This is a genomic window from Microbispora sp. NBC_01389 (assembly GCF_045040095.1).
Lineage (GTDB): Bacteria > Actinomycetota > Actinomycetes > Streptosporangiales > Streptosporangiaceae > Microbispora.
Genome location: NZ_CP109552.1, coordinates 159,958 through 181,757, shown reverse-complemented (window position 1 = coordinate 181,757; position 21,800 = coordinate 159,958). Strand labels below are relative to the sequence as shown.

Sequence of the window (21,800 nt, the reverse complement as noted above, 5' to 3'; positions counted from 1 at the left end):
ATTTTCAGGAAAAAACGGTAATTCATCACATTCTTCACATCAATCACGAAATCACCTCACGCGCCGGCCATCACCTCGTCCACCAGATCGAGGCCGAGGTCCTGCGCCCGCCGGACCGGCAGATCGGCGTCGGCGAACCAGTCGTCGGTCGCCTCCGGGTGCGGGCCGACCGCGGCGACCCTGCCCGCGCCGTACGGGGTGACGAGGGCGGCGACGGTGCCGTTGGGATAGGTGGCGAGGACGGTGGCCCGGTTGCCGGGATCGAGCAGGAAGCAGGGGCCGTCCTGGAAGAAGACGCTGCGGACCCGGCCGCGCCATCGCACGTCGACGAGGGTGTCCTCCTCGTCGTCCACGGTGGCGCCGGGCGTGGCGATGTACTGGTCGGTGTCGCCCGGCAGCAACGCGAAACCCGGGGTCGCGCCGGCGAGATAGCCGCCCAGGCAGAAGCCGAGATACCGGCCGCCTCCGGCGACGTAGTCGCGCAGCGGGCCGCGGAGCTTTCTGAGGTGCCGGTAACCCCGGGACAGGTCGCCGCCGCCCGGCTGGGCGTACACCGCGGCCACGGCCAGCGACTCCGCCGTGAGCGGCACCTCCTCGCGCGGGCCCGTGTAGCGCACGTCGAAGCCCCAGCGGCTCGCCTCCAGCAGCCCGGCGACCGCCTCGGAGCATCCGGGAACCGAGGCCGGGCCCCGGTAGACGAGTGCGAGCGGCCGGCCGGAAGGCCGCGGCGGGGCCGCCTCGGAGCGGAAGGCGCGTCGTACGGCGCCGAGAATGCCGTCGAATCTCATGTGTTCCTCACCGATCCCATGCCGCTCACCCATGCCGCTCACATGTCCGGGACGGCGGCGGCCTGCGCCGGGATGCCGCGCCAGCTCGTCCCCGGGGTGAGCCGTTCGCCCTTCATCAGCAACGACAGGGCGCCGAGCGAGACGTCCTCGCCCACCACCGAGTCGTAGAGCACCACGGAACGGGCGCCGACGGTGGAGCCGGACCGGACCGTGACGGCCGACATCTTCATGACCCGGTCCTCGAACAGATGGGTCTGCAGCGACACCCCCGGCCCGATCGCGACGTCGTCGCCCACCTCCACCAGGTCGAACTCGGTCAGATAAGTGGTCGCGATCCAGGCGCGCCTGCCGATGCGGGCCCCGAACCAGCGCAGCACGCCCGGCAGGAACGGGGTTCCGGCCAGGAGGGCGACCCCGGCGGGCACCGCGGCGGCCTCCCACAGCCCGGTGACGAACTCGGTGCGCCGGACGAACCTGCTCCACAACGGCTCCACTCTGGGCCGGTACGCGCCGATGAGGCGGCGTTTGCACGCGACGCAGCAACCGATCACCCCCAGCGACGCGGCGCAGGCGACGAGCGGCGCCGCGGCCACCACCACGGGCAGGGGCAGGAGGCGCGCGAGCGCGTGCACGCCCAGGAGGTAGAGGTAGAGCCCGGCGCCGAGCAGCGTCGCCGGGAGCGTGGCGCGGAAGAACTCGACGCCCAGGCGGTGCAGCACCAGCAGGCGTGGCGGCCGGAACGTACGGTCCTCGGGAAACGCGCCGCTGTCCTGCCGCACGGGAAGGTGCATCGCGGGCGAGCCCAGCCACGAGGTGCCCTCCGGCACGCCGTCCGGCGGCGGGACGGTGCCGACGCCCACCAGGGAGCCCGGCCCCATCCGCGTCCCGGCCGGGACGACCGCGGCGTTGCCGACGAACGCGCGCCTGCCGACCTCGGTGGGACGCAGAGCGACCTGGCCACGGGCGAAGCTGGCCGCGCCGACACCCGCCATGTCGGCGACGAAGCTCTCCTCGCGCAACGTGAGGAGGTCGGGGTCGAGCTGCGCGGCCGTGGACACCTCGGCCCGGCGGCCGACCCGCGCGCCGAGCAGCCGCAGCCACGGCGAGGTGTACAGCGTGCCGTAGAGCGAGTTGGTCAGCGTCAGGCTGGACTCCAGGAGCTTGTCGGCGGCCCACTTGCGTACGCCGAGCCAGGAACGCGCCGGATGGATGCCGGCCGGCGCCTTCGGCAGCACGAGACGCTTGCCGGCCGCCACCACCGCGCAGACGACGGCCACGAACAGCGGGCCCGCCAGGAGGACGGCCACCGGAGCGGCCGGCGGGCCCCCGGCGGCCACGACCGTCCAGATGACCAGGACGCTCGGCATGATCGTGGCGAGCAGGATCGCCTCGATGCAGACGAGGCCGGCCACGGCGGCGGCCACGTGGCGTGCCTTCCAGCTCCCGGGGCCGGCGGGGGCGCGCAGCATCGCCTCGACGTCCGGGCCCAGGGACTCCACGGGGTTCGGCGGCGACCCGGCCCAGCGCCCTCCGCGCGGCACCGTCTCGCCGTGCGTCAGGGCCGACTGGTCGCCGAGCGCGGCATGGCCGGCGACCCGAGCGCCCGGCCCGAGCACCGCGCCGTTCCCGACGAACGCGTGCGGCCCGACCTCCACCGGGGCGACGACCACCCACCCGTCCTCCACCAGCCAGGCGTGCAGCGAGGCCCGGTAGCCGACCGAGGCCCCCTCGCCGATCCGCAGCATCGCCGGGAGGTTGACGTCGGCGGTCGCGATGGCGGTGGCGGGCCCGACCTCGGCGCCGAGCAGCCGCAGATAGGCGGCCATCATGGGGGAGCCGCTCAGCGTCGGCAGCGGAGAGAGGGACAGCAGCAGGTTCGTCGTCCACAGCCGCAGGTAGGTCGCGCCCCACAGCCGGTGACGGCCCGGCCGGACGCCGGCCGACAGAGGTCGCACCAGCAGCACCGGCAGCAGCCAGCGAACCCAGAGGTACGCGGTCGCCGCGGCCGGCGCCAGCGCGCCGACCAGGTCGGTCCCCGTTCCCGGGAGGAGCAGCCATCCCTCCTGCGGCCTGTGGCCGCCGGGGATCGGGCCCGCGTGGTGCGTGGTCCAGGCGTACAGCGTGACGGAGACCGGCAACGTGACCATGAGGAGCAGCAGGTAGACGACCGCGCTCTGCGCGGCCCCGGCGGCCGCGACCGCCCGGCCGCCGTGCCGCAGGGGCCCCGGGCGGGTACGGGAGGCCGGTGCGCGTACGCTCCCGAGACCCCCGTGCGAGGAGAGGTGTGCGGCGAGGCGGCGTACGGTCGGGTTCGCGTAGAGGTCGCGCACCGCGAGCCCCGCGCCGATCTCGCTCGTACGCAGGAGTGACACGATGCGCGCCGCCAGCAGGGAGTGGCCGCCGAGGTCGGTGAAGAAGTCCGCCTCGACCGAGAGCGACTCGGGGCCGAGCCCGAACTCCTCCGCCCACACGGCGCGCAGTCGTGTCTCCAGTGAGCCCTCGGCGGGCGCCACCGGCCCGGAGCCGATCAGGCGGCGGCCGGTCGGCCGCGGCAGCCGCCCGCGGTCCACCTTGCCGCTCGGCATGGTGGGCAGGGCGGCCACGACGTCCAGGAACGACGGCACCATGTAGGCCGGCAGCCGGCGGCTCAGACGATCGCGCAGCCGTCCGGTGAGCGCCTCGTCGCCGGCCCGGCCGTCCGCGGGCACGACGTAGGCGGCCAGCTCCCCGTCCGGTCCGTCCACGCCCGGCGCGGGCGTCAGGGCGGCCACGGCCTCGGCGACGCCGGCGTCCTCCAGCAGCACGTTCTCGATCTCGCCCAGGTCCACCCGGTGCCCGCGGATCTTCACCTCGGCGTCGGAGCGGCCGAGATATTCGAACTCCCCGGTCGCGGTCAGCCGGCCGAGGTCCCCCGTGCGGTACAACCTGCCGCCGGGGGGCGCCAGCGGATGCTCGACGAAGCGGTCGGCGGTCAGGTCGGGACGGCCGACGTAGCCGCGAGCGACGCCGGGACCTCCGATGCAGATCTCGCCGACCTCGCCGTCCGGCACCGGGTCGCGCCGTTCGTCGAGCAGCACGACGGTGTAGGTGGGCAACGGTCTGCCGATGGTGACCTGCCGTCCCGGCAGCAGTTCGGCGCAGGTCGCGGTGACCGTCGCCTCGGTCGGCCCGTACGTGTTGAGCATCCGCCGCCCCGGCCGGCTCCACCGCTCCACCAGCGGCGCCGGGCAGGGCTCGCCCCCGACGAGGATCGCGCGCAGGGACGGCACGTCACGCGGGAGCGTCGCGAGCAGTGTCGGGACACAGTACAAAATCGTGATCCTGTGCTGGTCCAGGAAGTCCGCCAGCTCCGCGCCGAGCTGCCGGGAGCCGGCCGGGCCGGCGACGAGGGCCGCGCCGGCCGCCCAGGTCGGCCAGATCTCCTCGACGGAGAAGTCGAAGGAGATGGACATTCCCTGGTAGACGCGGTCGGCCGGCCGCACGTCGTACAGCTCCGGCACCACGCCGAGGAAGTTGCAGATGCTCGACTGGGCCACCTCGACGCCCTTCGGGCGCCCGCTCGACCCGGAGGTGTACATGACGTACGCGGCCGGGTCGTCGTCCGCCGTGTCATCGAGCGGGCCGGGACCCGGACGGGTGGCGGGGGCCGCCGCGATCAGGTCCGCGGAGGCGTCGAGGGCGAGCACGCGGCGGCCCGGCGCCCTGACGTCCGGAGCCCGCGCGGACGTCGTGAGCACGAGGTCGGCGCCGGCGTCGCCGATGATGTAGCCGGCCCGGTCAGGAGGCGACTGCGGGTCGAGCGGCACGAACGCCGCGCCCGCCTTCCCGACCGCGAGCAGCGCCAGGTAGGTGTCCGGCGACCTCGGCAGCAAAATCGCCACCCGGGAGCCGCATCCGGCCCCCAGGTCGCGCAGGAGGTGCGCGAGCCGGTTCGCCCGCGCGTCGAGCGCGGCGTACGTCCAGCGCAGCCGCCCGCACTCCAGGGCCGTCGCCGACGGCGTCAGGTCGCAACGGGATTCGAAGACATGGTGCAGGCGACCGGGCGACCTCCCGGGCAGGGCCCGCGAGGCGTCGGCCTGTGCTGTTCGAGCTAAGTAACCCGGCATGATCACCCTTTGGCCGATCGCGTACGCGCTCTCCAGGGTGTGCCCCTGCCGCGGCCGCTCCTTGGCAGGGCTCCCGCACAATCACGGTAAAGAACCGCCTTCTGTGGGACGTGTGTGGTCTCAGTGACCCCTTCCGTCCCTCTATCGACGCATCGGTTCCGGTAGCGTGCCGTACGGCAGTGATCTGCAGGAATGGAGGCGCGGTGAGCTGGGCGGACTTCCAGTACGAGATCTACCTCAACGGCATGTCCGGCGTCGTGCCGCGCCTGCCCACGGATCTGACCCGGCTGGAGGAGATGGCCGAGCGGCGCCTGGGTCCCGGGCCGGTCGGCTACGTGGCCGGCAGCGCGGGCGGCGGGCGCACCGAGCGGGCCAACCGCGAGGCGCTGGACCGCTGGCGCATCGTGCCGCGGATGCTGCGCGACGTGCGCGGGCGCGACCTGTCGGTGACCGTGCTCGGCCGGAGGCTGCCCGCGCCGCTGGCGCTCGCGCCGATCGGCGTGCTGTCGATCATGCATCCGGACGCCGAACCGGCCGCCGCCCGGGCCGCCGCGGCGCTGGGGGTGCCCTTCGTGCTGTCGTCGGCCTCCAGCACGCCGATGGAGGAGGTCGCCGCGGCCATGGGGGACGGCGAACGGTGGTTCCAGCTCTACTGGGGCCGGGACCGCGAAGTCACCCTCAGCTTCCTCGCCCGGGCCAGGGCGTCGGGGTTCAGCGTGCTCGTCGTCACCCTCGACACGCCGCTGCTGGCCTGGCGGCCCCGCGACCTCGACCAGGCGTACCTGCCGTTCCTGCGCGGCGTCGGCACCGCCAACTACTTCACCGACCCGGCGTTCCAGGCCGGGCTCGCGCGGCCGGTGCACGAGGACCCGGACGCCGCCGTCATGCACTTCGTCGGGCTGTTCGGCGACCCCGGTAAGACCTGGCCGGACCTCGCCCTGCTGCGCGAGCACTGGGACGGCCCGATCGTGCTGAAGGGCATCCTCCACCCCGACGACGCCCGGCTGGCCGCCGACGCCGGGATGGACGGGGTCGTCGTGTCCAACCACGGCGGGCGCCAGGTCAACGGGTCGATCGGGGCGGCCGACGCGCTGCCGGCCGTCGCCGACGCGGTCGCCGACCGGCTCACCGTGCTGTTCGACGGCGGCGTCCGCAGCGGGGACGACGTCGTCAAGGCCCTCGCGCTCGGCGCGCGGACCGTGCTGCTGGGCCGGCCGTACGCGTACGGGCTGGGCCTGGACGGCCAGGCGGGGGTGGAGCACGTGCTCCGCTGCGTGCTGGCGGAGACCGACCTCACCCTGGCCCTGTCCGGCTGCGCCGGGCCCGCCGCGATCACCCCGGCCATGGTCGCCCGGTTCTGATCACCCCGTCTGACCACCCGGTCTGATCACCCGGTCTGATCGGCGCGCGGGCCGGGCCGTAAGAGAGAAGAGCCGCCCGCGCACCGGCCGGGAACCGGTACGCGGGCGGCCCGCCGCCGACGCGGCGCTCAGCGGGTGAGGCTCGGCGGGTGAGGCTCAGTGGGCGAGCGGGTACGACGGCCCCGGGACGTCCGGGACGGGCACCCCGCCGCGTACGGCTCCGTACGCGAACAGGCCGATCGGGCCGGGCCCGCCGGCCGTGGCCGCGGTGGAGGTGACCGCCAGGGCGAGGGTGTTGCGGCCATGCTCGCGCAGCAGCCCGGCGGGCAGCACGAACTCCTTCTGCGGCCCGATGTCGCCGCCGTACTGGCCGACGTTCCAGCCGTTGAGGTAGATCAGCGTCCGGGAGCCCGCCGGGACGGCGCCGCCGAAGCGCAGGCCCACGGAGACGTCCTGGCCCCCGGGGAGGTCGAGCCCGAATTCGGTGCGATACCACGTGACGCCGGGCGCGAGCGGCCGTGCGGCCGGGGCGGCGACCTCCTTCCAGGAGCGGTCGGGATAGCCGGGCAGGTGCCAGCCGGTGCGCTCGCCGTACAGGCCGCCGGTGTTGAGCGGCCCACGCACCGGGTCGGTGAGGTCCTCGCCGCCGCGGGCGCCCTGGATCTTCCAGGCGACCGTCGCGGGCGACCCCTCGACCGAGGCGGCGACCAGGCCACGCGGCTGCTTGAACCGGTTGTCGTCGGCCGTCCAGTCGTCGTTGTGTCCCATGTTCTGCACGAGGACCGCCAGCGTGGCCGTGCGCCCGGGCTTCAGCAGGCCGGCGGGGACCGTGAAGCGGCCCGGCCCCGGATCGGGGTTCGCCGCGTCGACGTCGGCCTGGGTGCCGCCCGCGGCCGAGCCGAGGTAGCGCCCGTCGAGCCAGACGAGGTAGCGCCCGCGTCTCCCGGTGATCGCGTTCAGCGCCACGGCGGTCTCCGCGCCCGTCGCGGTGAAGCGGCCGCGATACCAGACGTCGCCGTAGTGGAAGCCGTAGTCGTCGGCGTACAGCACCGGCCCGGTCTTCGGCTTCATCGGGCTCTCGGTCGTGGTCGTGTCCGCTGTCCGCCAGGGCGAGTCGTCGAACCCGGGTGCGGCCTCCGGCGCCTCGTCGTGGACGCGCCACCCGGTGAGCGCGGGCAGGCGCGCCGCCTCGCGCGGGCCGGGCACCCGGCCGAGCAGCGAACCGCTCGGCGTCCGGGCGACGCGCACGTCCGTGTCGTCCGTGTTTCCCTTGTCGCCCGCGCTGCCGGCGAGGCGCAGCCGGGAGGCCCGCGCGTCGGCGAAGACCTCCACCTCGCCCGCCTGGGCGGTGTCGGCGGTGAGCCGCACGGCCCCGCCCTCGACGGCGGCCGACCGGACGAGGGACGTGCCCCGCACGAGCACCGGGGCGGCGTCGGTGCCCGCCCGCCAGAACGTCGCGGCGGTCTCGTCGGTGCCCAGCAGGAGCAGCAGCGGCCGCCGCCCGCCGCCCGTCACCAGCACGCGGGCGAGCCCCCGATGGGTGTAGTCCAGGCGGAGGTCGCCGCCCGCGAACGCCCAGCGGACGTCGCCCTCCAGCACCTTCACCTGGGGTTTCGCCGAGTAGCGCAGGATCGTCGCGCCCGGGGAGCCGGTCGTGCCGTACAGCACCGCGACGTCCCGGCCGCCGACGTAGGCGTGGGTCATGATCTCCGAACTGGACGCCGCCAGGCGCTGGCCGCCCAGGTCGTACGCGCCGACCAGGACGTGCGCGTCGCGGCCCCTGACCTGGACGGGCAGGGCGTACGTGCCGTCCGGGACGGTCCACGAGAGCGTGGCCGCGTCGGTGGTGGCGGCGGCGCGGTCGGCGTGCCGGACGAGCGCGAACCGGGTGCCGGTGTCCGGGTTCGCCCGGGCGACGACCCCGATGGCCGGGTTGTCGGTCGCGGGAGCCGTCGCGGGGTCGGTCTTCGCCAGCGGGGCGACGGCCTGCAGGAAGTAGCCCTGCCGCTTGAACTCGTCGAACTTCGCCGTCGGCTGCCTGGCCTCGTTCACGGCCGCGCCGTAGTCGTAGGAGGTGTAGACGTCGTTGGGCTGGGCGAGGAAGCCCCAGTTGGTGCCGCCGAAACCCATGTAGTAGTTGAACAGCGTCGCGCCGCTCACCATCAGGTTGGACTTGTAGAAGTACTTCATGTAGGCGGGGCCGGTCAGGTCCCGGCACCGGTCGTAGCCCGCGTTGTCCAGGTCGATGGCCCCCGCCTGGTACTCGGCGGCGAACACCGGGGCGTCGTCGCGGAGCCGCTCGGTGATCCCCTCACCCCACGGACCCCACACCGTCTCGGCGTTGCCGCAGTCGAAGGACTGCGGATAGTCGTCCACGCCGGGGATCTGGACGGCGCCCGGGCCCGTGGCCCAGGTAGAGGTCCAGTCGGCGGCGTCGCAGCAGTCGTTCGTGGTGATCGGCACGTCGATGCCGTCCGCCCGCGCCTGGTCCTGGATGTCCTGCATGTACGCCGCGTCGGTGTTGGCGGCGTACTCGTTCTCCGCGTTGTAGAGGATCACCGACCCGCCCCGGCCCACCTGGTGCCCGGCGATGATCGGGTTGATGTGGTGGAGCCAGTCGCGGTAGGCCCGGGTGAACCCGGCGTCGCTGCTGCGGCCCCGGCCGGGCACGTTCTTCAGCCACCCGGGGAACCCGCCGCCGGTGGTCTCCGCGTTGATGTACGGCCCGGGGCGGGCGACGACGTACAGGCCCGCTCGCTCGGCCGTACGCAGGAAGCGGTCGACGTCGCGCACCCCGGTGAAGTCGTACACGCCCGGCTTGGGGGAGTGGTAGGCCCAGTCGAAGTAGACGGAGACGGCGTTGAACCCGCCGGCCCTGATCTTCTCCAGCACGTCCCGCCACAGGCCCGGGCTCGGCAGCCGGAAGTAGTGGAGCTCGGCGGCCTGCACGACGACCCTACGGCCGTCGATCATGAGCGAGTGGTGGTCGTAGGTGACCCGGGGCGCCGCCGGGGCGGCCGCGGCCGGGCCCTGGAGCGGCACGGGCAGGAGGACGAGCAGTGCCGCGAGCACGGCCAGGACCTTGCGCACCATTACCGGCCTTCCGATCGTCGGGGGGTGTCTCCTCGTGCGATCTTTCCGGATTAGTTTGACTAGCGCCCCAACAAACGTCAACGGCCGGGGCGGGGCCGTCGCCGTGATCGCGCCCTCTCTGTCGCATGTCCCGCCTTGTCATGGATCGTGCCGCGCATCGGGACGAAGCGCGCGGGACGAATTCGGGTGATTTTCGGCGGCGTATTCCGCCCGGTGCGACCTGCGTCGTCGCCGCACAAGGCGGTCGCCGTGCGTGCGGGGGCGGACACATGCCGCGCATGGGAGGCCGATCACCGGGTAGCTGCCGCTCTCGTAGGTCCCCGCCCCGGCGGTGGAAGGCTCTGAACAGGAGGACTCATGGCCACTCCGGTCGACTGGGGAAGAGGAGTGGCCGACGCCTGGTCGTCGGTCGCCACCTTCGTCCCCAAGTTCCTCGCATTCGTCGTCGTCCTGGTGGTGGGCTGGCTGGTCGCCAAGGCCCTGCGCAAGGTCGTCGACGCCGTGCTCGAACGCGTCGGGTTCGACCGCTGGGTCGAACGCGGCGGCGTCGGACGGGTGCTCGCGCGCAGCAAGTACGACGCGTCCGACCTGCTGGCGAAACTGGTCTACTACGCGATCCTGCTGGTGACGCTGCAGATCGCCTTCTCCGTCTTCGGCCCCAACCCGGTCAGCGCGTTGCTCGCCGGAGTCGTGGCCTGGCTGCCCAAGGCCGCCGTGGCGATCGTGATCATTGTGGTCGCCACCGCCGTCGCCAGGGCGGTCAAGGACATCGTCAGCGCGGCGCTGGGCTCCCTGTCGTACGGCAGGACGCTCGCCACGATCGCGTCGGTCTTCATCATCGGCCTCGGCGTCATCGCGGCGCTCAACCAGATCGAGGTCGCGACCACCGTCACCACGCCGGTGCTGATCGCCTTCCTGGCGGCCGTCGCCGGAGTCGTCGTCGTGGGCGTCGGCGGCGGGCTGGTGCGGCCCATGCAGCAGCGCTGGGAGCACTGGCTGAACCGCGCGGAGGCCGAGACCGAGACCATCCGCGCCCAGGCGGCCGCCTACAGCCAGGGCCGCTCCGACGCGATGGATACCGTCCACGTGCCGCAGGAGGCTATGCCGCGGGAGGCCTACCCGCGGCAGACGGCCGGTGCCTTCGCCCAGCCGGCGCACACCGCGTACCCGCAGGAGGGCGCGCCGGCCGCTCCGGGCGCGGCGACCACTCCGATCAGCCCGGCGACTCCGGGCGCGCGGCGCACGGACGGCCCGGCCGGACAGCCGGCGCCAGGTCAGGTGGGTCGTGGTGAGCCGGGTCCCGATTCCTCGTGGCCCACGCCGCCGGAGGAGCCTCCGCCGCCGGTCCGCTGACCGTCGTCTCCTCCGCCGTGTTCGCGGGGCGTCCCGTCCGGGGGCGCCCCGCACCCGTACGTACCGGGTGCGTTCGCCGTCAGGCGGGTTCGGCGGCGGTGTCGAGCAACAGGCAGACCGCGGTCATGCGCAACACGGCGAAGTCGAGCGGCTGGTCCGGCCCCGGCGTCCGCCAGCCCTTCTCCTGGGCCCCGTCCCAGAAACCGATCAGATAGGCGAGCAGCGAGGACGGCCCGACCCGCTCGCCGAGGCCCGAGATGGCCTGCCGGACGGCGGCCATGTGCTGGTCCAGCGAGGCGAGGAGGCCCGGGTGCTGGTGCCGCAGGTCCAGCACCCGCTGCGCGAACTCGGCGCGGATGCGGACAGGCCAGGAGTGCTCGGACACGTGTGCTCCGGGGGTGAGGCAGATGGATGCCCCATCACGATAAGCGGCTTCGGCGGCGAATCCACCCGAAACCGCTCTTTTCGAACCGACCGCGGCCGTCAGATCGGAGGTGTGCTGGAGCCCCGCACGACGAGTGTGGTGGGCAGGATCCGGGCCCGCGGAGCGTCGGCGCCGTTGATCATGGAGACCAGGGCCTCCGCGGCGGCCGCGCCGAAACCATCCTTGTCCTGGGCGATCGTCGTCAGGCCGGGCGGTACGAGCGCGGCGACCTCTATGTCGTCGAAACCGACGACCGCGATGTCCTCGGGCACCTTGAGGCCGGCCTCCGCGATCGCGCGCAGCGCGCCGACGGCCATCTCGTCGCCCGCGACGAACACCGCGTCGGGCCGCTCGTCCGTCTCCAGCAGCCGCCGCATCGCCGCCTCCCCGCCGGTGACGTAGAAGTCGCCCTCGGCCACGTGCTCCGGCCGGTAGGGCAGGCGCAGCAGGGCCAGCTCCTCCTGGTAGCCCTGCAGGCGCTCCGCGCCCGGCCGGGTGTGCGCGGGCCCGGTGATCGTGGCGATGGCCTGCCGCCCCTGCTCGTGCAGGTGCCGTACGGCCTGGCGGGCGCCGCCCAGGTTGTCGGAGGTCACGTACGTGGCCCGGGGGCCACGCACGGGACGGTCGAGGCTGACACAGGGCACCCCCGACTCGGCGAGGTGCCGCAGCGACGGGTCCGAGGTGCCGCTGTCGATCATCACCACGCCGTCCAGGTTGTGCCTGCGGACGGCCCGCACGTACGCGTCGTCGGTGTGCTCACCGCTGGTGGCGAGCATGAGCAGGTGGTATCCACGCCCGCTGAGCGCCGTCTTCAGGCCGATCAGGATCTCCTGGAAGAACGGATGGCGCCAGCCGGGCCGGCGGTGGTCGGTGTCCCACAGCAGGCCGACCATGAAGGACTTCTTGGTGGCCAGCGTGCGCGCCGACTCGTTGGGCAGGTAGCCGATCTGGCGGGCCGTCCGCAGGACCTGCTCCCTGGTTTTCGCGTTGACTACCTCGGGATTGTTGAACACTCGGGAGACGGTCGCCGGAGACACGCCGCACAGGCGCGCCAGCTCTCTGATCGTTGCCACGGACCAAACGCTATCGCATCTCGCTGTAACCGGTTTCATGGACCGTTCTCACAAAGTACGTACTTCCGGGGGAACTCGCAACCCGTAATCGAAACTTCCCAGAGTTATGTTTCTGTGACTTGACATGTCCCCTTCTTCTTATGTGTGATGTCGGGCATCGGCCGACGCTGCTTCGTTGCCACGGGCTCGGCCGCTGTCGCCATCTCGCAGCCGCATCCCTTCTCCTGTGAAGGAGTCCCGGTGTCCGCTGCGAAACTCTGCCTGCCCGCGCGTCCGGTCGCCGTCCCGTACGGCGATACCCGCGGCTTCCGGAGGAACAGATCCATCGCCCGCACGGCCGGTTCCGGCGCGCGGGCCGATCACTCGTGCGCGGGCGCCGAGTCTGGAGCGATCACAGGATGACGGCGATCGAACACCGCCCCTCCGGGCCGCGGGCCTTCCCCGACGGCTTCGTCTGGGGCACTGCCACCGCGGCGTACCAGATCGAGGGGGCCGTCGACGTCGACGGCCGGGGGCGCTCGATTTGGGACACCTTCTGCGGGAAGCCCGGCGCCGTCGCGCGGGGCGAGTCAGGTGAGATCGCCTGCGACCACTATCACCGCTGGCAAGAGGATGTCGATCTCATGAAGGAGCTGGGGGCGGCCGCCTACCGATTCTCCGTGGCCTGGCCGCGCGTCCTGCCGGACGGGCGCGGGCCGGTGAACCGGCGCGGCCTCGACTTCTACCGACGCCTCGTCGACGCCCTGCGCGAGGGCGGCATCGAGCCGTACGTCACGCTGTACCACTGGGATCTGCCCCAGGCGATCGAGGACCGCGGGGGCTGGCGGGTCCGCGAGACGGCGGAGCGCTTCGCCGACTACGCGGAGGTGATGTACGACGCGCTCGGCGACTCGGTGTCGAACTGGATCACGCTGAACGAGCCGTACTGCTCGTCGATCGTGGGGTACGGCGAGGGCCGGCACGCACCGGGTGCCACGGAGGGGCACGGCGCGCTGGCCGCCGCGCACCACCTGCTGCTCGGTCACGGCCTCGCCGTCACGCGCCTGCGCGCACTGGCCCGGCCCGGCCAGCGCGTCGGGGTGACGCTCAACATGTCGCCCACGGCGCCGGCGACCGCCTCGCCGGAGGACGCCGCCGCCGCGCGGCGGATGGACCTGCTGGTCAACCGGCAGTTCACCGACCCGCTCTTCGGTCACTCGTACGCCGCCGGCATGGCCGAGACGTTCGGCCGGATCACCGACTTCTCGTTCCGGCGGGACGGCGATCTGGAGACCATCGGGACGCCGGTGGACTTCCTCGGGGTGAACTACTACTACCGGCTGCACGTGGCGGCCGCGCCGTACGAGGAGGCCGACCCCGGCCGCCGTACGGCGTTCGACCTCGGCGTGCGCACCGTCACGCCGGAGGACGCGCGCACCAGCGGGCTGGGCTGGGTGGTCGAGCCCGAGGGGCTGTACGAGACGCTGGTCGGCCTGGCCACCCGCTATCCGGACCTGCCGCCGGTCTACATCACCGAGAACGGCTACGGCGACGACGGCGTGCTGGAGGACACCGGCCGCGTCGACTACCTGCGCGACCACCTGGCCGCGACCCACGACGCGATGACGGCGGGCGCCGACGTGCGGGGCTACTTCGCCTGGTCGCTGATGGACAACTTCGAGTGGGCCCGGGGATACTCCGCGAGGTTCGGGCTCGTGCACGTGGACTACGAGACCCAGGAGCGTACGCCGAAGTCCAGCTTCCGCTGGATGCGCGAGTTCATCGCCGACCCGGTGCTCGCCGATCCGCCGGTCGGCGAGCCGCTCTTCATCGACCCCGTGATGACCGACCCGGTGATCGCCGGGCCCGTCATCGGCGACCCCGGCGTGGTCGCGTACGGCACGGGCGGCTACGGGAGGGCCCGCTACGGCACGGGTGAATACACGGGTGGTTACGGCCTGGACGACTTCGACGTCGCCGGTCCCGTCGTCACCGGTCCGCCCGTCGACGTCCTGGTCGCGGGCACCCCCCGGGGTGACCGCTCGGCGGGCGAACCGGGCTGAGGTCGCAGGCGGGATCGAGGGCGTGGCGTCGCCCGACATCGGTCGAGCATACCGGTCAATTCCCATTTTAGCGCGCCGAATCCTGTTTTGTCGGCTACCTTGGTGATCAACGTACGGCACGGCCATCAGGGGCAGCACGATGAACTTGGAGCAGGGGCCGCCGGGAATCGACGTCACGGTCCCCAGCGTCGCCCGGATCTACGACTATCTCCTCGGCGGCAAGGACAACTTCGCCGTCGACCGGGCGGCGGCCGAGAAGCTGATCGAGCTGACTCCGAACGCCCGTGAGGGGGTCCAGAGCAACAGGCGCTTCATCCACCGTGCCGTGACCCTCATGGCCGATCACGGCATCCGCCAGTTCCTCGACATCGGCGCCGGGCTGCCGACGCAGGAGAACGTCCACCAGGTCGCGCAGCGTGCCGCCCCCGGCGCGCGGGTGGTGTACGTCGACAACGACCCGATCGTGCTGACGCACGGCCGTGCCCTGCTCGCCGACAACACCACGACGATCGTGGTGGACGGTGACCTGCGCGACCCCGAGAGCATCCTCGGCGATCCCCGGATCAACGAGCATCTCGACCTCAGCCGGCCCGTCGGGCTGCTCATGGTCGCGGTGCTGCACTTCATCCCCGGCGCCGACGCCGGGCGCGTCGTGGCCACGCTGCGCGACCGGCTCGCCCCCGGCAGCGCGATGGCCATCAGCCACCTGTCGTACGGCGACCTCGACGAGGCGAAGATCCGCGAGGGGCGCGAGCTGTACAAGAGCACCTCCGCCGCCGGCGTCACCCCCCGCACCCACGCCGAGCTCCTGCGGTTCTTCGACGGGTTCGACCTGGTGGAGCCGGGCCTGGTGGTGACCGAGGACTGGCGTCCGGAGCCCGACGAGCCCCGGCTGCCGAGGATCCCCGGCGTGGACGGCTACGCGGGCGTCGGCCTCCTCCGCTGAACCCCGATCCTCCGCTGAACCCCGATCAGTCCCCGGCGATCCACAGGTCGGGGCCGAACACCTCGTAGCGGATGTCGGAGGCGGCCACGCCGCGCGCCGTCAACTGCGCGCGTACGGCCCGCATGAACGGCAGCGGCCCGCACAGGCAGGCGGTGACGCCCCCGGGCAGGTCGACCGCGGACAGGTCGGCCCGGCCGGCGGCCGGAGCCGGGCCGCTCAGCTCCTGTGCCGGCAGGTCCTCGTACCACCGGTGCAGGGTGGCGCCGGGCAGGGCCGCGACCAGGTCCGTCAGCTCCTCGCGGTGGACGTGGTCGCCGGGGGAGCGGTCGGCGTGCACGACCACCACCCGCCGGCCCGACCCGGTGACGGCCAGATGGCCGAGCATCGACAGCACGGGGGTCACCCCGATCCCCGCCGAGGCGAGCAGCAGCGGGCCGTCGCTCTCCGGCAGGGTCAGATCGCCGAACGGCGCGGAGACGTCGAGCACGTCGCCGGCCCGGACGTGCTCGTGCAGCCGGGTGGAGACCTCGCCCTCGGGGGCGCTCCCACCGCGCACCCGCTTCACCGTGATCCGCCAGTCGCCGTGCCCCGGGGCGTTCGACAGACTGTACTGCCGGATCTGCCGCGCGCCGTCGGGCAGCGTGACGCGGACGCTGACGTACTGGCCCGGCAGGAACGACAGCGGGACGTCCGGGCGCAGGAGGAAGGAGGCGGCGTCGGCCGTCTCGTCGCGCCGCTCGACCACCGTGGCCCGCGTCCAGCCCCGGCCCGCCTCGCGGTAGAGGTCGCGCTCCAGGCCGATCAGCGTCTCGGCCATGAGCCAGTAAACCTCGTCCCACGCCTGGGCGACCCCGGGCGTGACGGCGTCGCCCAGCACCTCGCCGATGGCGCCGAACAGATACTTGTGCACCACGGCGTACTGCTCCTCGGTGACGCCGAGGGAGGCGTGCTTGCCGGCGATTCTGGACAGCATCGTGCCGGGAAGCCCGCCCGGGCGGCCCACCAGCGCGGTCGCGAACGCGGCGATCGAGCCCGCCAGTGCGACGCGCTGCTCGCCGTTGGCCTGGTTGCCCCGGTTGAACAGGTCGCGCAGCAGCTCGGGGTTGTCGGCGAACAACGTGTCGTAGAAACGGGCGGTGATGTCCTGGATCGCCCCCGCGATCACGGGCAGGGTGGCGCGGACGGTCGCGGCCGACTCCGGAGAGAGCATGGCATCCTCCAAATTGGTATCTGATATGCGAATTAAACGCCGTGAATCTGCCGGATTTTTGTGTACGTGCGGGTCAGGAGAGGCCGAGCAGTACCGGTCCCGAGGGCGCGGAGACCAGTTGGTCGACGGTGATCGGATCGAGGGAGGCGTAGAAGGCCTGCTGTGCCGCGCGCAGTGCGCCACGCAGGCGGCAGGCGGCCCGTAGCGGACAGGGGATCTGCCCCTCGCAGGTCACGACCTCCTCCTCTCCCTCCAGCTCACGGACCAGCCAGCCGATCGACGCCGTACGGCCGAACCCGGTCAGCTCCAGGCCGCCCCCACGTCCCCGGCGTGCCTCCACGACGCCGAGGTGCCGCAGGCGGGCGATGGCCTTGGCGGTGTGGTTGTAGGGGATCGCCATCGCCTCGGCCACCTGGCGGGTGGTGAGCGACATCCCCGGATCCAGGACCGCCAGGCGCATGGTCACCCGCAGGGCCAGGTCCGTGAACTTCGTCAACCGCACGTCTCGACACTAGCAAATCGGTATTTCACGCTCCAATTTGGGTAGATCGGACGTTCCGGTCCGGCGGAACTGTCGGTGGCCGGACCTAGGGTGAGGCGGCGACAGGATCCGCGACGAAAGACGGGAACATCCATGACGACCCTGGCCGACCGCCCGAACACCGCGCTGCTCGTCATCGACGTCCAGAAGGGGGTGGTGGCGGGCGCGCACGACCGCGACGCCGTGATCGCGAACATCGACACCCTGATCGGCAAGGCCCGCGCGCAGGACGTGCCGGTGATCTGGGTGCAGCACTCCGACGGGCACGAGTTGCGGCGGGACAGCGAGGCCTGGCAGTACGTGCCGGAGCTGGTGCGGCCTGACGACGAGCCGCTCGTCCACAAGCTCTACGGCGACTCGTTCGAGGACACCGATCTGGAGGCGTTGCTCGCCGAGCGGGGGGTGGGCCGGCTCGTCGTCACGGGCGCCCAGACCGACGCGTGCATCCGCTCGACCCTCCACGGGGCCTTCGTCCGGGGATACGACGTGACGCTGGTGGGCGACGCGCACACCACCGAGGACCTCACCGCCTACGGCGCGCCGGCCCCGGAGCAGGTGATCGCGCACACGAACCTCTACTGGCAATATCAGACCGCCCCCGGCCGCGGTGCGGCGACCGTCCCCACGGCGGAGGTGGACTTCGGCACATCCTGAGCCGGCACATCCTGAGCCGGCGCGGCCGGGCCCGGGGTTCCGGGGCCGCTCAGGGGGCATCACCGGGGGAGAGCGGGCCGCCGGAGGGGAAGGCGCGCTCGGCGTCGAACGTGAGCGTGGTGGACGTGACCGCAGCCGCCTGTCCCGAAGACCTCGTCCGGGCCGTCCGGGCGGCGGGAGTCCGTGACGAGCGCCTGCTCCGGGCGGTGCGCGCGACGCCGCGGGCGGCTTTCGTCCCGCGCGCGCACGTCGCGCACGCGTACGAGGACGTGCCGATCCCTATCGCGCACGGACAGGTGACGACGCAGCCGTCCCTGTCGGCGACGATGATCGAGGGGCTGGGGCTGACGGGCGTGGAGCACGTGCTGGAGGTCGGCTCCGGCCTCGGATATCAGACCGCGCTGCTCGCCCGCACGGCCGGCGACGTGGTCGGCGTCGACCTGTGGCCCGACCTCGTGCGGGCGGCGCGGCACAACCTCGCGCGGCAGGGCGTCCGCAACGCGGAGGTGCGGGTCGGCGACGGCGGACAGGGCGTGCGTGAGCACGCTCCCTATGACGCCGTCATCGTCTCGGCGGCGTTTCCCACGGTTCCCGCGCCGCTGGTCGAGCAGTTGCGGCCCGGCGGGCGGCTGGTGCAGCCCATCGGCACCGGCGGCCGGGAGGAGGTCGTGCTCTTCGAGCGCACCGTCATCGGCCTGGAACCCCGGCAGGTCCTCACGCTGGCCAGATTCGTCCGCCTCCACGGCCGTTTCGGCTACCCCTCCTGAGGGGCGCGGAGGCGGGCCGTCAGGCCTCCGGTTCGCCCTCGTGCACGTGGTAGGCCCTGGTCCAGGAGGCGCCGCAGTGGCAGCGGGTCAGCTCCAGCAACCGGCCGTCGTCGGTCACAGCGAGGCCGTCATCGAGACGGACGTGAACATGCACGCTCATGGTTCTGCCCTTGCTGTCGGCGAGCCCCGGCAACGAACCCGAGACCTCTTGTGAGCTTTATCCAAATATAGGGTGATTTGTTGGTCAATCATCCCACTAGGGAAGATAAGAGGGCGGCGAGCTGGGGTCGCGGTTTGCCCCGTTCGCGGGGTCTCGCTCGCCGGTCCTATTCGCCGGTCCTATTCGCCGGGCCAGTCGTCGGCCCACTGACGGTGCCGGGCCGCCGCCGCGAGCGCGGCGGCCCGCGCCGCCTCCGTCGGCGTGAACGGCAGATCCCGTCTCGTCACCACGAGAGTGGCGCCGGGATGCACCGGAACCGTCATCACGGTGCCCGGTGTCCTGTCCGCGGCCGGCTCACCGGGCTCCCGCCACCGGACGTCCGCCGTGCGCAGCAGTTCCGTCATGGCCGCGAGCAGCTCGCCCGGATCGTCCCGTACGCGCTGACCCAGCAGCAGCGCCTGGATGCCGGGATCGATGAGGTCCTTGACCTGGGCGGGGACGACGACGGCGTCCACGCCGCCGGCCCGGTCGACGGCGCGCCACAGGTCCTGCGGGGTGAGCGAGGCCGGGGCCTCGACGACGAACTCGTCCAGGGCGTCGCAGCCGCCCCGCGCCATCGCCGCGCTGCCGGCCGGGGCGATCTGCAGGGAGAGGATGTTGCAGCCCAGCCGGGCGAAGGCCCCGGCGAGCGCGGCGAGCCGGCCGGGGCGCTCGGCGACCCTGGCCCGCACCCGCCACAGGCTGGTCGCCTGATCGGTCCCCGGGCGGACGCGCCCGCGTACGGCCCCCGGGGCCGACAGTCTCTTGTGCACGGCCGAGCCGACGATCAGGGCCAGTCCGATGGAGACGAGCACCACCGGGCCGGGGTCGCGGTGGCCGAGCAGAGTGGCGAGCACGTGGGCGAGCCCGACGGCGAGGAAGAGCGCGGCCAGTTCCGCGATCTCCCGCCGCCAGGACCGGGCGCCGTGATGCCGGTGAAGCGGGCCGGGAGCCGGATGGCCGCCCTCGCCGGCGGCGTTTCTCGGTTCGCTCATGCCCGGAAGTCTGACCCGGCGCCGTTACGCGGTCACCGTCCGTGGGGTGTCGCCCGCATTAATCCGCTCTCACCGGGCCGCCGCCCGAATCAACGGATCATCACGGTTCCGGTATGGAGCCGTCCGTCCTGATCCAAAGGCAGAGCGGATGGCCCGCCGGGTCGAGGAGGACCCTTACGTCGTCCTGGGGCTGGTGGCCGGCGAGCGTCGCCCCGGCGCCGGTCGCGTGCGCCACGGCCGTCTCCAGGTCGTCCACCTCGATGTCCAGGTGCAGCATCATCCGCTGGTCCCCCGGCCCGGCGGGCCAGACCGGCGGCACGTACTCCTTCTCGGTCTGGAACGACAACCCGGCGCCGCCTCCGGGCGGGTGCATCGTCACCCAGCCGGGCTCGTCGGAGTCGATCGTCCAGCCCAGCAGCCGCTGGTAGAAGGCCGCGAGTTCCCGGGCGTCCGGTGCGTCGAGCACCGCCGCCGACAGGGTGAGTCGTGGCGTCACGCGTCCTCCGGAGGTCGTCCCGGGCTCGTCGTCGAGCCGCTGCCCCCCGCACCGTTCTCCAATCGCGGAATGATGACCCCAGGGTGATGATCTTCGACCGGCTCCTCGCCTACAATGCGTGAAAGCGGTTCCATAGGCGAGGGGCAGACGCTTGGACGACTCGAGGAGGGCGCCCGAGGGCGTCGATCCCACCATCCCGAACATCGCCCGGATGTACGACTACTACCTGGGCGGAAAGGACAACTTCGCCGCCGACCGGGAGGCCGCGGAGAAGATGCTCGCCATCGGGCGGCAGATGGGCAACGACGGCCGGGAGGTCGCCAGGGAGAACCGCGGCTTCCTGCGGCGCGCGGTGCGGCTCCTGGCCGAGTCGGGGATCACGCAGTTCGTCGACATCGGCGCGGGCCTGCCGACGCAGGAGAACGTCCACCAGGTCGCGCGGCGGCACGCCCCCGGAGCGCGGGTGGTGTACGTGGACAACGACCCGGTGGTCCTCACGCACGCGCGGGCGCTGCTGGCCGACAACCCCGAGACGATCGTGGTGGCCGGAGACCTGCGGGACCCGGACACCGCCTTCGACGACCCCGAGGTGCGCGCCCACATCGACTTCACCCGGCCGTTCGCGGTGCTGCTGGTCTCGGTGCTGCACTTCGTGACCGGCGACGAGGACGCCGACCGGATCACGGCCCGGATCCGCGAGCGGCTGACCCCGGGGTGCCACCTGGTGCTGTCGCACATCCGGACGAACGACGACGTGGCCGAGGAGGTCGTCCTGGAGAGCAAGAAGGTGTACGCGGCCACCTCCTCCGGCGGGCTCGTGGGCAGGCCCTTCAAGCGGATCGCGTCGTTCTTCGACGGCCTGGAGATCCTGGAGCCCGGCCTCGTGCCCGTGCAGGCGTGGCGGCCCGACGTCCCGTGGGACGTGCCGGTCGACATGGGCGGGACCGGCATCTTCGGGGCGGTCGGCCGGATGCCCTGAGCCGTATGCCCTGACTGGGGCCGTCCCCGGCTCCGGCCCCTTCGACCGTCCCCTCCCGTCTCGGGGGGAGGTCCGGAGTCGGCGGCCAGGGGGTCAGCGGCCACAAGGCCGGTGGCCACGGGTCAGCACAGCGCCCGGGTGAGCATGTCGAGGGTGAGTTCGACGATCCTTTCCGGAGGCTCCGCGCCGGGATCTTCGGCGGGATCTTCGGCGGGGTCTTCGGCGGGCGCCGTCTCGCGCCCGGCGATGTCCGGCGCCAGATGGCGGGCTCCCGCGCGGACCACGCCCCAGGCCAGGTCGGCCCGCAGCGCGGGGTGGTCCATCCCGGCCTCGCGCAGCGCGTCCGCGAGCGGCGCGGTCAGCTCGCCGTGCAGTTCCTCCACCCTGACCCGGCACTCGGGCGGCAGCCCGATCGTCTGCAGCGCCGGGATCAGCGCGTAGTCGGGGCTGCCGACGAAGTCGAGCGCCGCCCTGCCGTACGCGCGGATCCGGTCCGGCAGCGTGCCGCCCGCGGGCGCGACGGCGGCGCGCAGGCGCGCGGACCAGCGGGGAAAGGCGTCCTCCACGAGCTGGGCGAGGATGTCGGCGGTGGAGGCGAAGTAGCGGTAGACGCTGGAGCGGGCCAGGCCGATCCGGGCGCCGACAGCCGCCGGAGTGAGCGCCTGCACGCCCTCGTCGGCCAGGATCTCCCGCGCCGCGTCGAGCAGGGCGGCGTGCTGGTTGGCCCGGTGGGCCGCGACGGTCGCCGCGCTGATCCTCGGCATCTCCCCTCC

The 21,800-nt window shown here is 72.9% G+C and carries 18 protein-coding genes; 7 read left to right on the top strand and 11 right to left on the bottom strand.

Translation table 11 applies throughout. The features are described from left to right. Nucleotides 1–56: 56 nt before the first annotated feature. The gene (locus OG344_RS00905; protein ID WP_405086533.1) at nucleotides 57–788 is read right to left on the bottom strand and encodes a BPL-N domain-containing protein; all 732 of its coding nucleotides are present in this window, start codon (nucleotides 786–788) and stop codon (nucleotides 57–59) included. A gap of 38 nt (nucleotides 789–826) precedes the next feature. Further along, nucleotides 827–4,894, bottom strand: coding sequence for a Pls/PosA family non-ribosomal peptide synthetase (locus tag OG344_RS00900; RefSeq protein ID WP_405086532.1), 4,068 nt, complete (start codon nucleotides 4,892–4,894; stop codon nucleotides 827–829). A 203-nt stretch (nucleotides 4,895–5,097) separates the two neighbouring features. Here OG344_RS00900 and OG344_RS00895 point away from each other — a divergent pair, with 203 nt between their 5' ends. After that, nucleotides 5,098–6,255, top strand: a complete 1,158-nt coding sequence (locus tag OG344_RS00895; RefSeq protein WP_405086531.1) for a lactate 2-monooxygenase — start codon at nucleotides 5,098–5,100, stop codon at nucleotides 6,253–6,255. Between the two features lie 156 nt (nucleotides 6,256–6,411). Here the strand turns inward: OG344_RS00895 and OG344_RS00890 are convergent, their stop codons facing one another. Next, complete coding sequence (locus OG344_RS00890) at nucleotides 6,412–9,348, bottom strand: beta-galactosidase (RefSeq protein ID WP_405086530.1); 2,937 nt, start codon at nucleotides 9,346–9,348, stop codon at nucleotides 6,412–6,414. A gap of 357 nt (nucleotides 9,349–9,705) precedes the next feature. Here OG344_RS00890 and OG344_RS00885 point away from each other — a divergent pair, with 357 nt between their 5' ends. Further along, nucleotides 9,706–10,701, top strand: coding sequence for a mechanosensitive ion channel family protein (locus OG344_RS00885; RefSeq protein WP_405086529.1), 996 nt, complete (start codon nucleotides 9,706–9,708; stop codon nucleotides 10,699–10,701). 79 nt (nucleotides 10,702–10,780) lie between these two features. On the opposite strand, the gene OG344_RS00880 is transcribed toward OG344_RS00885, so the two are convergent. After that, a complete protein-coding gene (locus OG344_RS00880; protein ID WP_327047254.1) occupies nucleotides 10,781–11,086 on the bottom strand; it encodes a DUF6401 family natural product biosynthesis protein in 306 nt (101 codons plus the stop codon). A 98-nt stretch (nucleotides 11,087–11,184) separates the two neighbouring features. Then, entirely contained in the window at nucleotides 11,185–12,198 is a 1,014-nt protein-coding gene (locus OG344_RS00875) for a LacI family DNA-binding transcriptional regulator (RefSeq protein ID WP_327047253.1), read from the bottom strand. Nucleotides 12,199–12,596: 398 nt separating this feature from the next. Between OG344_RS00875 and OG344_RS00870 the strand changes: the two genes are divergently transcribed. Together OG344_RS00870 and OG344_RS00865 are read left to right on the top strand one after the other, a co-directional pair. Continuing rightward, entirely contained in the window at nucleotides 12,597–14,240 is a 1,644-nt protein-coding gene (locus OG344_RS00870) for a GH1 family beta-glucosidase (protein ID WP_405086528.1), read from the top strand. 139 nt (nucleotides 14,241–14,379) lie between these two features. Next, the gene (locus tag OG344_RS00865; RefSeq protein ID WP_405086527.1) at nucleotides 14,380–15,186 is read left to right on the top strand and encodes an SAM-dependent methyltransferase; all 807 of its coding nucleotides are present in this window, start codon (nucleotides 14,380–14,382) and stop codon (nucleotides 15,184–15,186) included. 25 nt (nucleotides 15,187–15,211) lie between these two features. On the opposite strand, the gene OG344_RS00860 is transcribed toward OG344_RS00865, so the two are convergent. Together OG344_RS00860 and OG344_RS00855 are read right to left on the bottom strand one after the other, a co-directional pair. Next, a complete protein-coding gene (locus OG344_RS00860; protein WP_405086526.1) occupies nucleotides 15,212–16,396 on the bottom strand; it encodes an FAD-binding oxidoreductase in 1,185 nt (394 codons plus the stop codon). 73 nt (nucleotides 16,397–16,469) lie between these two features. After that, a complete protein-coding gene (locus tag OG344_RS00855; protein ID WP_405086525.1) occupies nucleotides 16,470–16,898 on the bottom strand; it encodes an RrF2 family transcriptional regulator in 429 nt (142 codons plus the stop codon). A 132-nt stretch (nucleotides 16,899–17,030) separates the two neighbouring features. On the opposite strand from OG344_RS00855, the gene OG344_RS00850 reads away from it, so the two are divergent. Continuing rightward, nucleotides 17,031–17,591 carry a cysteine hydrolase family protein gene (locus OG344_RS00850; protein WP_405086524.1) on the top strand — a complete coding sequence of 187 codons (561 nt, stop codon included), beginning with the start codon at nucleotides 17,031–17,033 and terminating at the stop codon, nucleotides 17,589–17,591. 119 nt (nucleotides 17,592–17,710) lie between these two features. Further along, the gene (locus OG344_RS00845) at nucleotides 17,711–18,358 is read left to right on the top strand and encodes a protein-L-isoaspartate O-methyltransferase family protein (RefSeq protein ID WP_405086523.1); all 648 of its coding nucleotides are present in this window, start codon (nucleotides 17,711–17,713) and stop codon (nucleotides 18,356–18,358) included. 19 nt (nucleotides 18,359–18,377) lie between these two features. On the opposite strand, the gene OG344_RS00840 is transcribed toward OG344_RS00845, so the two are convergent. The 3 genes from OG344_RS00840 to OG344_RS00830 all read right to left on the bottom strand — a co-directional run bounded on the left by OG344_RS00840 (nucleotide 18,378) and on the right by OG344_RS00830 (nucleotide 20,048). Further along, nucleotides 18,378–18,518, bottom strand: coding sequence for a hypothetical protein (locus tag OG344_RS00840; protein WP_327047246.1), 141 nt, complete (start codon nucleotides 18,516–18,518; stop codon nucleotides 18,378–18,380). 179 nt (nucleotides 18,519–18,697) lie between these two features. Next, the gene (locus tag OG344_RS00835) at nucleotides 18,698–19,552 is read right to left on the bottom strand and encodes an ACT domain-containing protein (RefSeq protein WP_405086522.1); all 855 of its coding nucleotides are present in this window, start codon (nucleotides 19,550–19,552) and stop codon (nucleotides 18,698–18,700) included. Between the two features lie 100 nt (nucleotides 19,553–19,652). Beyond that, the gene (locus OG344_RS00830; protein WP_327047244.1) at nucleotides 19,653–20,048 is read right to left on the bottom strand and encodes a VOC family protein; all 396 of its coding nucleotides are present in this window, start codon (nucleotides 20,046–20,048) and stop codon (nucleotides 19,653–19,655) included. 151 nt (nucleotides 20,049–20,199) lie between these two features. Between OG344_RS00830 and OG344_RS00825 the strand changes: the two genes are divergently transcribed. After that, entirely contained in the window at nucleotides 20,200–21,027 is an 828-nt protein-coding gene (locus OG344_RS00825) for an SAM-dependent methyltransferase (protein WP_405086521.1), read from the top strand. Between the two features lie 122 nt (nucleotides 21,028–21,149). Here the strand turns inward: OG344_RS00825 and OG344_RS00820 are convergent, their stop codons facing one another. Further along, nucleotides 21,150–21,791: a TetR/AcrR family transcriptional regulator gene (locus tag OG344_RS00820; protein WP_405086520.1), complete on the bottom strand. Its 642-nt coding sequence runs from the start codon at nucleotides 21,789–21,791 to the stop codon at nucleotides 21,150–21,152. Nucleotides 21,792–21,800: the final 9 nt, after the last annotated feature.

What these genes read in the sequence shown, in the direction of transcription:
- OG344_RS00890 (WP_405086530.1), bottom strand. Translation starts at nt 9,348, where the DNA reads ATGGTGCGCAAGGTCCTGGCCGTGCTCGCGGCACTGCTCGTCCTCCTG.
- OG344_RS00905 (WP_405086533.1), bottom strand. Translation starts at nt 788, where the DNA reads ATGAGATTCGACGGCATTCTCGGCGCCGTACGACGCGCCTTCCGCTCC.
- OG344_RS00820 (WP_405086520.1), bottom strand. Translation starts at nt 21,791, where the DNA reads ATGCCGAGGATCAGCGCGGCGACCGTCGCGGCCCACCGGGCCAACCAG.
- OG344_RS00865 (WP_405086527.1), top strand. Translation starts at nt 14,380, where the DNA reads ATGAACTTGGAGCAGGGGCCGCCGGGAATCGACGTCACGGTCCCCAGC.
- OG344_RS00860 (WP_405086526.1), bottom strand. Translation starts at nt 16,396, where the DNA reads ATGCTCTCTCCGGAGTCGGCCGCGACCGTCCGCGCCACCCTGCCCGTG.
- OG344_RS00835 (WP_405086522.1), bottom strand. Translation starts at nt 19,552, where the DNA reads ATGAGCGAACCGAGAAACGCCGCCGGCGAGGGCGGCCATCCGGCTCCC.
- OG344_RS00870 (WP_405086528.1), top strand. Translation starts at nt 12,597, where the DNA reads ATGACGGCGATCGAACACCGCCCCTCCGGGCCGCGGGCCTTCCCCGAC.
- OG344_RS00900 (WP_405086532.1), bottom strand. Translation starts at nt 4,894, where the DNA reads ATGCCGGGTTACTTAGCTCGAACAGCACAGGCCGACGCCTCGCGGGCC.
- OG344_RS00840 (WP_327047246.1), bottom strand. Translation starts at nt 18,518, where the DNA reads ATGAGCGTGCATGTTCACGTCCGTCTCGATGACGGCCTCGCTGTGACC.
- OG344_RS00850 (WP_405086524.1), top strand. Translation starts at nt 17,031, where the DNA reads ATGACGACCCTGGCCGACCGCCCGAACACCGCGCTGCTCGTCATCGAC.
- OG344_RS00885 (WP_405086529.1), top strand. Translation starts at nt 9,706, where the DNA reads ATGGCCACTCCGGTCGACTGGGGAAGAGGAGTGGCCGACGCCTGGTCG.